Below are 12,972 nucleotides of genomic sequence, written 5' to 3'. Positions count from 1 at the left end.
ATCCGGCGCGCCGAGCAGCTCGCCGCGCGCCACCGCGCCGAGCAGTCCGCCGCCGAGGAGGCCGCGCGCCGCGCCGTCCTCCGCCGCCACCAGCTCGAGGCGGCCGGCCGGGTCGCCGAGGCGCTGCCCGCCGTGCTCGATTCCGTCGACCGCTCGCTCGCCGAGGCCCGCTCCGCGCTCACCCTCGCCGAGGCCGCCCGGGCGGGCCGGAACGACGAGCTCCTAAAGCTGCGCCGCGAGGAATCCGAGGTCCGCGAGCGCCTCCAGGCGCTCAGCGAGGACGTGCACGGCATCGAGCTGCAGATCTACGAGCGCAGGCTCCACCTCTCCGGTCTTCTGGAGCGGGCTGCGGCCGACCTCGCCCTCGACGAGGATGTCCTCGTCGCCGAGTACGGGCCCGAGGTGCCCGTGCCCGCCGACGGGGAAGGCCGCGAGCCGTACCCGTTCGACCGCGCCGAGCAGCAGCGCCGCTTCGAGAAGGCTGATCGTGCCCTTCAGCAGCTCGGCCGGGTGAACCCGCTCGCCCTCGAGGAGTTCGCCGCCCTCGAGCAGCGCCACGCCTTCCTCACCGAGCAGCTCGTCGATCTTGAGCAGACCCGCAGGGATCTGCTCACCATCATCGACGAGCTCGACCAGACGATGCTCGCCGTCTTCCGATCGGCGTTCGAGGACACGCAAGCCGCCTTCGGCGAGATCTTCCCCCTGCTCTTCCCCGGCGGCACCGGCTCGATCGCCCTGACGAATCCCGACGACCTGCTCACCTCCGGCGTCGAGGTCACGGTCCGGCCCGCGGGCAAGAGGATCGAGCGCCTCTCGCTGCTTTCGGGCGGCGAGCGCTCGCTCGCGGCGGTGGCCCTCCTCGTCGCGATCTTCACCGCCCGGCCGAGCCCGTTCTACATCCTCGACGAGGTCGAGGCCGCGCTCGACGACGCCAACCTCGGCCGCCTGCTCGCGGTCTTCGAGCGCCTCAGCGAGAACAGCCAGCTCATCGTCGTCACGCACCAGAAGCGCACCATGGAGATCGCGGACGCCCTCTACGGCGTCTCGATGCGCCAGGACGGCGTCAGCGCCGTCGTCGGCCAGCGTGTGGCGGTCGGCCAGGCGTGACGAGCCGGTCGATCGTCACGCCGCCCGACCGGCGATTGCGCACGGTGGGTGCGGGCAGCACCGTGCGCGACTGCCGACCCGACCAGGATGCTCGCTCGTAGGCTTGCGTCGTGGCCTCGTTCTCCCTCTCCGGCGCGCTGCGCGGGCTCTTCGCCAAGAAGACCATCGACGATGACACCTGGGATGACCTCGAGGCCGCGCTCATCGGGGCCGACTTCGGCCCCGCGCTCGCCGACGAGGTCGTCGAGGAGCTGCGCGAGAAGGTAGCGCGCTACCGCACCACGGATCCCGCCGATCTGCAGCGCATGCTCCGCGAAGGCATCGAGGAGCGCCTCGCGGCCTTCGACACGACTCTGACGCTCAGCGACCGTCCCGCCGTCGTGCTCGTCGTCGGCGTCAACGGCGTCGGCAAGACGACGACCATCGGCAAGTTCGCGAAATTCCTGCGCGGCTACGGCCGCACGGTCGTCGTCGGTGCCGCCGACACGTTTCGCGCCGCCGCCGTCGACCAGCTCGCGACGTGGGCCGAACGGGCGGGCGCCGAGATCGTGCGCCCGCAGGCGGCCGGCCAGGACCCGGCATCCGTCGCCTACCAGACCGTCGAGTACGCCAAGGCCCACGGCACCGACATCGTCATCATCGACACGGCGGGCCGCCTGCACACCAAGGGCGGGCTCATGGACGAACTCGGCAAGATCAGGCGCGTCGTCGAGAAGCAGGGCCCGATCGCCGAGGTGCTGCTCGTCCTCGACGCGACGACCGGTCAGAACGGGCTCGCACAGGCGCAGGCGTTCATCGAGCACGCCGGCGTGACAGGCCTCGTCCTCACCAAGCTCGACGGATCGGCGAAGGGCGGTTTCGTCCTCGCCGTGCAGCGGCAGACCGGTCTGCCCATCAAGCTCGTCGGCCAGGGCGAGGGCGTCGGCGACCTCACCGGCTTCACTCCGCACGTCTTCGCCCAGCAGCTCGTCGGGTGACCGTGGTCGTAACCGTTGCCGGGCTCGACGGGGTCGGCGGGTGATCGGCGCGCCCGGATGGGCGTTCCTCTTCCTCGCCGGCGTCGTCGGGGGCATCGTGGGCACTGCGGGCGGCATCACCTCGCTGGTGGCCTATCCGGCGCTGCTCGCCGTCGGCATCCCGCCGTTCACCGCCAATGTGACGAACGCGGTCGCACTGCTCGGCAGCGGGCTCGGCTCGTCGCTGCAATCCCGGCTCGAGCTGGCGGGTCACGGACGCACACTGCGGCGCTGGATGCCTCTCGCCGTCGTCTTCTCGCTCGCCGGGGCGATACTGCTCGTGACGACCCCGGCGTCGGTCTTCGATCGCATCGTGCCCTTCCTCGTGGCGACCGGCGCGCTCGTGCTGCTGCTGCAGCCGCAGATCGCGGCGTGGCAGTCCCGCCGAGGGCATGCCGTCGGCACGCTCGCCGCGGGCGCGTTCGGCGCGGGAGTCGCGCTGTACAACGGCTATTTCGGCGCGGGCTCCGGCATCCTCATGATCGCCCTGCTCATGCTCACTACCGAGCCGGTGCTGCAGCGGGCGAACGCGCTGAAGAACGTCATCCTCGTCGCCGCCGACGTGCTGCCCGCGGTCGTCTTCGTGCTGACGGGCACTGTGCTGTGGAGCGCCGTGTGGCCGCTCGGCGTCGGGGCCCTCGTCGGCGGCCTCATCGGCCCGCCCGTGGCGCGGCGCATCCGCCCGGACGTGCTCCGGATCCTCGTCGCGGTCTGCGGTTTCGCGCTGGCGCTCTGGCTGCTGATCCGCCTCTGACCGCAGTGCGGAGCCTGTCGATCCGCCGACCGTAGAATTGCCCCATCATGGCGATCTTCGGCTCCCTCTCCGACCGTCTCACCGAGGCCCTCAAGAACCTCCGCACCAAGGGCAAGCTCTCGGCGAGCGACGTCGACGGCACGGTGCGCGAGATCCGGCGCGCCCTGCTCGAGGCGGATGTCTCGCTCGACGTCGTCAAGGACTTCACCGCCAAGGTGCGCGAGCGCGCCCTCGGCGACGACGTCAACCGCGCCCTCAACCCGGCCCAGCAGGTCGTCCAGATCGTCAACGAGGAGCTCGTCGTGATCCTCGGCGGCGAGCAGCGCCGCCTGCAGTTCGCCAAGACGCCGCCGACCGTCATCATGCTCGCGGGCCTTCAGGGCGCCGGCAAGACGACCCTCGCGGGCAAGCTCGCCAAATGGCTCAAGAAGGAGGGCCACACCCCGATGCTCGTGGCCTCCGACCTGCAGCGCCCGAACGCGGTGCAGCAGCTGCAGGTCGTCGGCGAGCAGGCGGGCGTTCCCGTCTACGCGCCGGAGCCCGGCAACGGCGTGGGCAACCCGGTCAAGGTCGCCAAGGGCGGCGTCGCCGAGGCGAAACGAAAGCTCTACGACACGGTCATCATCGACACCGCCGGCCGCCTCGGCGTCGACACCGAGATGATGAAGCAGGCCGCCGACATCCGCAAGGCGACCGACCCCGACGAGGTGCTCTTCGTCATCGACGCGATGATCGGCCAGGACGCCGTCAACACCGCCAAGGCCTTCCAGGACGGCGTCGACTTCACCGGCGTCGTGCTGTCGAAGCTCGACGGCGACGCGCGCGGCGGCGCGGCGCTCAGCGTGGCATCCGTCACCGGTCGGCCCATCATGTTCGCCTCCACCGGTGAGGGCCTCGACGACTTCGAGCCGTTCCACCCCGACCGGATGGCGAGCCGCATCCTCGACCTCGGCGACATCCTCACCCTCATCGAGCAGGCGCAGTCCGCCTTCGACGAGGACGAGGCGCGCAAGACCGCTGAGAAGTTCGCGACCGACAGCTTCACGCTCGAGGACTTCCTCACTCAGATGCAGCAGCTCAAGAACATGGGCTCCCTCAAGGGCATGCTCGGCATGCTTCCCGGCGCGGGCAAGATGCGCCAGCAGCTCGACAAGTTCGATGAGCGCGAGATCACGCGCACCGAGGCGATCATCCAGTCGATGACCCCGGCTGAGCGCCGCAACCACAAGCTGCTCAACGGCTCGCGCCGGCTGCGCATCGCCAGGGGGGCGGGGATGACGGTCACCGAGGTCAACCAGCTCATCACCCGTTTCGAGCAGGCGTCGAAGATGATGAAGACGGTCGCCAAGGGCGGCGTGCCGAACGTTCCGGGCATGGCTCCCATCCCCGGTGCGGGCTACGTCGGCCGTCCCAAGCAGCAGCAGGCGAGGAAGTCGAAGTCGGGCAACCCGGCCAAGCGCGCTGCCGAGAACGCGGCTCTGGCGGCCGGCGTCAAGCCCGGCGTGTCGCAAGGCCCGGCCGGCACCGGCTTCGGCCTCGGATCCCAGAAGAATCAAGGCGTCCCGGATCTCGACGAGGTCCGCAAGCTGTTCGGCCGCTAGTCCGGGGAGCGCTCAGGGCCGCGTCTCGCTGCCGACCTTCGCGTCGTCGAATGCCCCCGGGTCGAACTCGAGGACGAGCAGCGGCGCAGACGCGCTCGACGGGCCGAAGACCTCGAATCGGAGCGTCTCACCCGAAGAGGTCTCGGGACGGATGAACCACCACTCGACCGCCCGCTCGGTTCCGGTTCCGCCCGTCAGGCGCCAGCGATGCCTCACCACGGTTCCGTCTCCGCTGTGCAGCTCGGCCCGCCACCCGCGCACGAACGCTTCGATCGGCTGCTCCTCTGGCGGCTCTGCGCGCTCCATTGCCTCGTGCCAGATGCGGTGCAACTCGCGGAAGGCAGGCGTGTCTGGGTAGTCGAGGCGGAAGCCGATCTCGCCGTCCCGGTCGTCGATCAGACTCACCGCAAGCCCGTCAAGCGTGGCGCCCATGGGTCTGAAACTAGTCCGGATAACCTGAAACGATCGCGGAGGTCGCAGTGTCGATGTCCTGTGTCTTGGTTGCATTGAGAAGTCCGACCTCGTACCCGACAACCACGCCCTTGGCCATGCAGGCCTCCCAGTTCCCCAAGGATCCAGAAGTTGAGTGCTGGATATTCACTGGCCCTGTGCTTGCGCTGACACTCCCGTTGATGAGGACGACACCCACGAGGTAATAGTGATTCGTCTTGGGGTTCGGCAGGCCGACAGCATTCCCGCGTAGCGTCACGTTGCCGTATACGTCGCTGGAGGATATAGACGTCACGTAATGGTTTTTCCGTGCCCTGTATTCAACGGCGCCACGGTTCCGGTCGTCCTCTGAGTGCCGGGGACAGTGTCGATATGACGCTTCGTCACGTCGATACCGTTGGCGGCGTCGATGAGGGCTTGGTTGACCTCGGCAGGGTCGTATTGGACCGAAGGGTCCGGCGTCGGCTCATCCGCTGCTGCTGCCCCGGCGCTGAAGCACGCACCCAGCGCTAACGCTGTCGCGGAGAAAATCCCTGCGACCCAACGAAATGACTTGACCTTTGTTTGCGATGCGAAATCGACTTTGCCTGAAACCCGCATGATGCCCTCCCGTAAATTCCCAAGGTATTGAGCAAGATGCAACCAAAATATGGCAAATTGCAAGAAATAGTGACTTTTATTTACTACCTTGCCATGGCCTCGATAGCCGCATTCGCGCTGTCTGCTGGATCTGAGCAAGTTCCGGTTCCCGATCTCGAGGCGGTGCGCAAGCTCTTCGGTCGATAGGCGTTTTCATGCCGCCAGGGGCACGCATCCGCAGGTAGCGTGAGCGACGTGCAGTTGATCTCGCGCGGAACGTCCACACGACTGACCGGAAAGCTTGAGATCCCGGTCTCGAAGTACCACGCGCACCGCGCCCTCGTGCTCGCCTCGCTCGCGCCCGGCACCAGCGTCATTACCGGCATCTCGACCACCCGCCAGGTCGAGTGGACGATCTCGGTGCTGCGTGCGCTCGGCACCGGGATCGAGGTGACGGATTCCGGCTACCTCGTCACCGGCGGCCGCTACCACGGCGTCCCGCGCAAGGAGCGCGGGTCCGACGGCGAGGCCGGGCTCCTCAACGTCGGCTCCTCAGGCACCACGCTCTACTTCATGACGGGCCTCGCGGCCCTCAGCGACCGGCCCACGACCCTCACCGGCATGAAGTACTTCCGCCGCCGCCCCATCAAAGCGCTCCTCACCGCCCTCGGCGAGATGGGCGTCGAGTACGAGGCCACCAACGACTGCCCGCCGATCACCGTGCAGCCCGGCGAGCCGCGCGGCGGCGACGTCTTCATCGCGGGCACGCTCTCGCAGTGGATCAGCGGCCTGCTGCTGCTCGCGCCGTTCGCGACCGAGCAGACCACCGTCCACGTCACTGGCGGCCACCTCAACGAGCAGCCCTATGTCGAGCTCACCGTGCGGATGATGCGCCACTGGGGCCTCGAGGTCGCCATCTCCGACGACTGGCTCACCTACGTCATCCCGCCGGACCAGACCGCGACCGCGGCCGACTACACGATCCCCGCCGACATCGGGTCGGCGGCCTTCGGCGTCGCGGCGGCGGCGCTGCACCCCAGCGACGTTCTCTTCGAGGGATTGGCCGCGACGACGACCGCCGAGGTGGACCACCCCGAGGCGGAATTCCTCGACATCGCCGCCGCGATGGGCGTCCCCATGACGATCGACCCGAAGACGGGCTGGATGCGCATCAAGCACGACGGGCTCGACCTCAAGCCCTTCGACATCGACGCGACGCCGATCCCCGACCTGCTGCCGATCCTGTCGGTCATGGCGAACTTCGCCACCGGCACCTCGCACCTGCGCAACGTCGGCCACATCCGCCTCAAGGAGTCCGACCGGGTGGCGGCCATGCTGCAGCTCAACAAGATGGGCGGCTCGGTGCAGCAGGAGCCCACCGCGCTCCACATCGACGGCATCGGCAACTCGCGACTGGTCGGCGCGGCGCTGTCGTCGTTCAACGACCACCGCGTGCTCATGTCCCTCGCGATCGCCGGCACCCGCGCCGAGGGCACCACCTCGCTCACCTACCCGCGCGCGTACCGCATTTCGTATCCGACGTTCCTCGAGCAGATGAACGGCATCGGCCTCGACATCGACGTCGACGTCCCGATGTCCACTGCCGAAGACGACGAGTTCGAGGTGCCCGTCGCGCCGACCCCCACCGCAGGCGTCGTCACCACCGCCGACCCGCTCGTGCTGCCGATCGCCGTGCGCCGCTACGCGGTGCTCAAGGCCGACGAGCCTGCCGTCATCGAGGTCGGCGGCGCGGCGCCCGTCACGATGACCTGGGGCGAGCTGCAGGAGCAGGCCGACCGGGTCTCGCAGCTGCTCCTCGAGCTCGGCGTCGAGAAGGGTGAGGCGGTCGGCATCCAGCTGCCCAACTGGGCCGAGTTCGAGCCGATCGCACTGGGGGCGATGCAGATCGGCGCCGTGGTCACGCCGATCATGCCCGTCTTCGGCCCCCGCGAGACCGCGATGACCCTCTCGCGCTCGCGTGCCCGCGTGCTGTTCCTGCCGAACAGCTTCCGCGGTCGCAACGCCGCCGCCGAGCTTGTCGACGTCATCGACGAGGCCGCCCAGCAGCGCCGCCGACTGAATCTCGAGCACGTCATCGTGCTCGAATCCGAGTTGCGCGAGGGCAAGCCGGGGCTGAGCGCGTCCCCGATCCCGGACCGCGTCCTCGCGAGCCCCGCCGCGTCGGAGTGGTCGTGGCGCTACTTCCGCCCCACGCTCGCCTCCATGACGCCCGATCTCGCGCTCATCAACTCGAGGATGCCGTCCGACGACGACATCTGCCAGCTGCTCTTCACCTCCGGCACGACCGGCGAACCCAAAGGCGTGCAGCACCCGTACCGCACCCTCGGCCTCGCCACGGCGATGCACGTGCGCCAGAGCGGCCTGAACGCCTCCGACCGTATCTACATCCCGAGCCCGCTCGCGCACCAGACCGGCTTCCTCTACGGGATGCTGCTCGCCTGGCGCCTCGGCGTCGCGAGCGTCATCCAGCCCATCTGGAACGGCGAGGTAGCCCTCGACCAGGCGTTCGGCCAGGCGAAGGCGACCTTCGTGCAGGCGGCGACGCCGTTCCTCACCGACCTCGTCGCGCTCGTCGAGGGCGGCAAGCCGAAGCCGGAATCCCTGCGGATCTTCGTGCCGACCGGCGCCGCCGTGCCGCGGGCTCTCGCGCAGCGCGCGGCCGGCGTCCTCGACACCGTCATCCTCGGCGCCTTCGGCACCACCGAGACGTGCCTCGGCGCGCTCGCCTCGCCCGACGACCCGGCCGAGTTCGCCTGGGGCAGCGACGGCAAGGCGCTGGAGGGCGTCCGCATCCGCATCGTCGACGACGAGGGCTCTGCCGTGCCGGCGGGCCGGGAAGGCAACTTCGAACTCAGCTCGCCGACGATGTTCGGCGGCTACCTGGAGCGCCCCGACCTCACCGTCGACGTCTTCACTGCCGACGGCTGGTACAAGACCGGCGACCTCGCGACGCTCGACGGCAACGGGTTCCTGCACATCACCGGCCGCGTCAAGGACGTCGTCAACCGCGGCGGCGAGAAGATCCCCGTTGTCGAGATCGAGAACCTGCTCTACCAGCATCCGCTCGTCGCCGACGTCGCGATCGTCGCAATGCCCGATGCGCGCCTCGGCGAGCGCGCCTGCGCCTTCGTCGTTTCGGCCAGGCCCGATTCGCCGTTGGCGTTCGCGGCGATGCAGGATTACCTGGCGGGTGCCGGGGTGTCGAAGTATTACTGGCCCGAACGTCTCGAATACCTTGACGAACTGCCGCGCAACGTCGTCGGCAAGATCCAGAAGAACGTGCTGCGCGAGCGGGCCGCCGGGCTCGCCGCTACCCAGTGAGCGCGCTGTCGCGCTGAACCGAACAGGAGAACGGATGGCTGTCGCTGCTGTCGACGAGCAGGCGTTCGCCCAGCTCAAGGCCGAGGTCGACGCCTGGGTCAGGGGCCCAGGCGAGGACTGGGCGAACACGATCGAGGAGACCGGCGAGGTGCCGCGCGAACTCTACGACGAGCTCAAGGGCAACGGCTGGTTCAGCCTCGCGGCGCCCGTCGAGCTCGGCGGTCGGGGCATCCCGTTCAGCCGCTACCTCGAGATCATGGAGCTCATCAGCCACTCGCACGGCTCGATCCGCATGCTCGTCCACGTCATCAACGGCACCTGGCGCGCCATGGCTCCGTATGCGACCGAATGGCAGCTCGAGAACATCGTCAAGCCCTCGATCGCCGGCGATGTGCTCGTCGCCTTCACGCTCACCGAGCCCGACAACGGCACGGGTGCCGACATCACGACCTCGGTGCGCCGCGAGGGCGACGCGTACGTGATGAACGGCGTGAAGCACCTCATCACCTTCGGCGTCAAAGCCGACTACCTCCTCATCGCCGCGCGCTTGGAGGGCTCGACCGGAAACGACGGCACCGTGGCGTTCCTCATGCCGAACCGCCTGCCGGGCGCCGAGGTCGTCGACGACTCGGCGACGATGGGCGTCACCGGCACCGACCACGCGATCCTGAGGTTCGACGACGTCCGCGTCGACGCGAAGTACCGGCTCGGCGAGGAGGGCGAGGGCCTCGACGTCGCCCTCGGCGGATTCCTGCTGCCCAGCCGCGTCTCGGTGGCGATGAGCGCGGTCGGCCTCGCCGAGCGCGCTCAGGAGCTCGCTATCGAGTACGCGAAGGAGCGCGTGACCTTCGGTAAGCCGCTCGCGACGCGCCAGGCGATCCAGTTCTACCTCGGCGAGAACTACGCGCGCATCGCGGCGGCGAAGTCGCTCATCATCCAGGCCGCGCGCGCATACGAGAACGAGGCGCCGGATGCCGGCGTGCTCTCCAGCGCATCCAAGATGATCGCCGTCGAGATGCTCACCGTCGTCACCGACAACGCCTTGCAGGTCTTCGGCGGCCGCGGCTACTGGAAGAAGAACCCCATCGAGCGCGTCTACCGCGACGCCCGCGCGCAGCGCTTCGAAGAGGGCACGAACGAAATCCAGAAGCTCGTCGTCGCGCGCGGCGCGATCACGGGCGATGCGAAATTGGAAGGATCCCTGACGTGGTAGAGAACCCGGCTCCGAGGGTCGTCGTCATCACCGGCGCCTCGCGCGGCATCGGCCGCCTGCTCGCGCAGAAGCTCGGCGCCGAGGGCGCGCACGTCGTCGTCAACTACAAGGGCAACGCCGACCTCGCCGCGGAATCCCTCGCCGATGTCACGGCGGCCGGCGGCGGCGGCGTCGTCGCGCAGGCCGACATCGAGACGCCGGATGGCATCGACGCGCTGTTCGCGGTGGTCGACGAGCACTACGACCACGTCGACGCCTTCGTCGCCAACGCGGCGGCGGCGGCGTTCAAGCCGGTCAGCGAGCTCAAGCTCCACCACCTCGACCGCAGCTACGCGATGAATGCGCGCTCCTTCGTGCTCGGCGCGCAGGCCGCGGCGAAGCGGATGCCGGCCGCCGGCGGCCGTATCGTCTACATCTCGAGCTACGGATCGCTGCGCGCCTTCGCGACCTACGCGGCCCTCGGCGCCGCCAAGGCGATGGCGGAGCAGTACATGAAGTTCATGGCGGTCGAGTTCGGCCCGCGGGGGATCACCGTCAACGCGGTGAACGGCGGCCTCATCGACACGGACTCGCTCGACTACTTCTACAACAAGGTGCCGGGCATGGCGCCGATCTCATCGGTGCTCGAGAAGCTGCCGCTGCAGCGTCCGGGGACCGCCGACGAGATGGCGGACGCGGCACAGTTCCTCCTCAGCGAGAAGGCCGGATACATCACCGGCCAGGTGCTCGTCGTCGACGGCGGCCTCACCATCATCGCCCCGCCGTTCTGGTCGGACACCACCGGCGCATTGCACGATGCCGTCTTCCCGCCCACGCACTGAGCAGCCGTGACGCCGCGTATCGAAACCAGAGCGATGTCCGACCTGCCCCGCTTGACGACTCCGTGGCGCATCGGCGCGCTGGAGCTTCCCCACCGTGTCGTCATGGGCAGCATGCACATCGGCCTGGAAACCCTCGACGACGGGGGAGAGGCGCTGGCCGCGTTCTACCGCGAGCGCGCCGAGGGCGGGGCCGCGCTCATCATCACGGGCGGGCTCGCCGTCAACGCCGAGGGTCGCGGCGGCGTCGACTACGCGGTGCTCACCGACGACGCCGTGCGGACCCGCCTGCATCGAGTGACGGATGCCGTGCACGACGCCGGCGGCCGCATCTTCGCCCAACTCTTCCATGCCGGCCGCTACGCCGTCACGGGCGGCGCATGGCAGGCGGTCGCGCCCTCGCCGGTGCCGTGGCGGGCCGCACGGGGCGAGGTGCCCCGCGCCCTCGCCGAGGTCGAGATCGCCCAGACGGCCGCCGCCTTCGGCGACGCGGCCGAGGCGGCGAAGGCGGCCGGCTTCGACGGGGTCGAGATCATGGCGAGCGAGGGCTACCTCCTCAACCAGTTCCTGTCGCCCCGCACCAATCTGCGCACCGATGCCTACGGCGGCGACGGCCCGCGCCGCCGCGCGTTCCCCGCCCTCGTCTACGCGGCCGTCCGCGCCGCAGTGGGCGACGGGTTCCCCGTCACCGTGCGCGTCTCCGGCGACGACCTCATGCCCGGCGGCACGAGCCCCGAGGACTCCGCCGAGTTCGCGCTCGCGCTGGCCGCCCTCGGCGTCGACGCGCTCAGCGTAGGCGTGGGATGGCACGAGTCGACGGTGCCGACGGTGCAGCTCGCCGTGCCGAAGGGCGCCTGGGTGGCCACGGCCGAGCGCATCGCCGACCTGCTCGCACCGCTCTACCCCGAGGTGCCGGTCATCGCCTCGAACCGCATCACCGACCTCCGCGACGCCGAGTCCGTGCTCGAGCGCGGCCATGTCGACGCGGTGGCCCTCGCGCGTCCGTTCCTCGCCGACCCGGCGCTGGTCGCGCGGTCGTTCGCGGGGGAGCACTCGCTCGTCAACAGCTGTATCGGCTGCGACCAGGCCTGCCTCGACCGGTCGCTGACGTTCCAGCCGGTCTCCTGCCTCGTCAACCCGCGTGCGGGCCGCGAGGTCCGGTTCCCGGTGTCGCTCGAGAGGCGGCGGCGCATCGCCGTCGTGGGCGGCGGACCCGCCGGCCTCGCCGCTGCCGACGACCTCGCGAAACGCGGCCACGACGTGACGCTCTTCGAGGCACGCGATCACCTCGGCGGCCAGTTCTCTCTCGCGGCGCGGATCCCCGGCAAAGAGGACTACCTGCTCACCGTGCGCTCCGCCGAGAAGCGGCTCCGGGCCGCGGGCGCGGCGATCCTCACCGGCACGAGTCCGGCCGCCGAGGACCTCGCCGGCTTCGACGGGGTGGTTCTCGCCACCGGCGTCCGGCCGCGCGCGGTCGCCATCGAGGGCGCCGACCTGCCCCATGTGCTCGACTATGAAACGGCCCTCACCCGCGGCATCCCCGCCGGAACCGTCGCCATCATCGGCGGCGGCGGCATCGGCGTCGACACCGCCGCATTCCTCGTCGAGGAGGCCGACGAGAAGCGCCGGGCGGATGCCTTCGCGGCGCGCTACGGCGTCGAGGGCGCCGCCGAGTTCGCCCGCTCGCGGCCCACGCGCGCCCTGGCGCGCCCTCGGAGCGGCTCTCTGGTCACCGTGATGCGCCGCAGCGGGAAGCTCGGCGACGGGATCGGCATCACCTTGCGCTGGGTGGCGCTCAGCAATCTCAGGGATGCCGGCGTCACGATGCTCTCCGACCTCGACTACCGGCGCATCACCGCAGCCGGGGTCGAGATCGCGCACGCCGACGGCAGAATCGAGCTCGTGCCGGGCGAGACGGTCGTCATCTGCGCCGGCCAGGAGCGCAACAACCCGCTCGAGACCGAGATCGCGGCGCGCGGCATCCGCTACGAACTCGTCGGCGGGGCGAGGGATGCCTCGAAGGTCGACGCCGTCCGCGCCACCGGCGAGGGACTTGCAGCCGCCCGGGCGATCACCCGATAGCCTCTGGTAG

The 12,972-nt window shown here is 69.7% G+C and carries 11 protein-coding genes; 8 read left to right on the top strand and 3 right to left on the bottom strand.

The genetic code is table 11. The features are described 5' to 3' along the window. The 4 genes from M7D61_RS00255 to ffh form a co-directional block, all read left to right on the top strand. Positions 1-1,107, top strand: a 1,107-nt coding sequence (locus M7D61_RS00255) for an AAA family ATPase (RefSeq protein WP_298226396.1), incomplete at its 5' end; no start/stop codon positions are given. Positions 1,108-1,217: 110 nt separating this feature from the next. Further along, positions 1,218-2,084, top strand: coding sequence for a signal recognition particle-docking protein FtsY (gene ftsY / locus M7D61_RS00250; protein WP_298226394.1), 867 nt, complete (start codon positions 1,218-1,220; stop codon positions 2,082-2,084). Between the two features lie 40 nt (positions 2,085-2,124). Next, positions 2,125-2,877: a sulfite exporter TauE/SafE family protein gene (locus M7D61_RS00245; RefSeq protein ID WP_298226393.1), complete on the top strand. Its 753-nt coding sequence runs from the start codon at positions 2,125-2,127 to the stop codon at positions 2,875-2,877. A gap of 47 nt (positions 2,878-2,924) precedes the next feature. After that, positions 2,925-4,478: a signal recognition particle protein gene (gene ffh / locus M7D61_RS00240; protein WP_298226392.1), complete on the top strand. Its 1,554-nt coding sequence runs from the start codon at positions 2,925-2,927 to the stop codon at positions 4,476-4,478. A gap of 12 nt (positions 4,479-4,490) precedes the next feature. Here the strand turns inward: ffh and M7D61_RS00235 are convergent, their stop codons facing one another. The 3 genes from M7D61_RS00235 to M7D61_RS00225 are packed head-to-tail and all read right to left on the bottom strand — an operon-like array spanning position 4,491 to position 5,666. Further along, entirely contained in the window at positions 4,491-4,910 is a 420-nt protein-coding gene (locus M7D61_RS00235) for a hypothetical protein (protein WP_298226390.1), read from the bottom strand. A gap of 10 nt (positions 4,911-4,920) precedes the next feature. After that, positions 4,921-5,223 (bottom strand): hypothetical protein, encoded by a 303-nt coding sequence (locus M7D61_RS00230; RefSeq protein WP_298226387.1) that lies wholly within the window; start codon positions 5,221-5,223, stop codon positions 4,921-4,923. Then, positions 5,220-5,666: a hypothetical protein gene (locus tag M7D61_RS00225; RefSeq protein WP_298226385.1), complete on the bottom strand. Its 447-nt coding sequence runs from the start codon at positions 5,664-5,666 to the stop codon at positions 5,220-5,222. Before M7D61_RS00225 ends, M7D61_RS00230 begins: the two co-directional genes overlap by 4 nt. Positions 5,667-5,762: 96 nt before the next feature. Between M7D61_RS00225 and aroA the strand changes: the two genes are divergently transcribed. The 4 genes from aroA to M7D61_RS00205 are packed head-to-tail and all read left to right on the top strand — an operon-like array spanning position 5,763 to position 12,962. After that, a complete protein-coding gene (gene aroA / locus M7D61_RS00220) occupies positions 5,763-8,849 on the top strand; it encodes a 3-phosphoshikimate 1-carboxyvinyltransferase (RefSeq protein WP_298226383.1) in 3,087 nt (1,028 codons plus the stop codon). Positions 8,850-8,883: 34 nt separating this feature from the next. Continuing rightward, positions 8,884-10,062 carry an acyl-CoA dehydrogenase family protein gene (locus tag M7D61_RS00215; RefSeq protein ID WP_298226381.1) on the top strand — a complete coding sequence of 393 codons (1,179 nt, stop codon included), beginning with the start codon at positions 8,884-8,886 and terminating at the stop codon, positions 10,060-10,062. After that, positions 10,056-10,883, top strand: a complete 828-nt coding sequence (locus tag M7D61_RS00210) for an SDR family oxidoreductase (protein WP_298226379.1) — start codon at positions 10,056-10,058, stop codon at positions 10,881-10,883. The genes M7D61_RS00215 and M7D61_RS00210 overlap by 7 nt, the downstream gene beginning before the upstream one ends. 33 nt (positions 10,884-10,916) lie before the next feature. Further along, positions 10,917-12,962: an FAD-dependent oxidoreductase gene (locus tag M7D61_RS00205; protein WP_298226377.1), complete on the top strand. Its 2,046-nt coding sequence runs from the start codon at positions 10,917-10,919 to the stop codon at positions 12,960-12,962. Positions 12,963-12,972: the final 10 nt, after the last annotated feature.

Origin of the sequence: Gryllotalpicola sp. (assembly GCF_027352875.1) — a bacterium.
Classification (GTDB): domain Bacteria; phylum Actinomycetota; class Actinomycetes; order Actinomycetales; family Microbacteriaceae; genus Gryllotalpicola.
The sequence above is the reverse complement of the archived record's forward strand: the minus strand, read 5'-3'. Positions and strand labels throughout refer to the sequence as shown.

Excerpts from the sequence above, each read along its gene's own strand:
- ffh (WP_298226392.1), top strand. The coding sequence starts at position 2,925 with ATGGCGATCTTCGGCTCCCTCTCCGACCGTCTCACCGAGGCCCTCAAG.
- M7D61_RS00235 (WP_298226390.1), bottom strand. The coding sequence starts at position 4,910 with ATGGGCGCCACGCTTGACGGGCTTGCGGTGAGTCTGATCGACGACCGG.
- M7D61_RS00215 (WP_298226381.1), top strand. The coding sequence starts at position 8,884 with ATGGCTGTCGCTGCTGTCGACGAGCAGGCGTTCGCCCAGCTCAAGGCC.
- M7D61_RS00205 (WP_298226377.1), top strand. The coding sequence starts at position 10,917 with ATGTCCGACCTGCCCCGCTTGACGACTCCGTGGCGCATCGGCGCGCTG.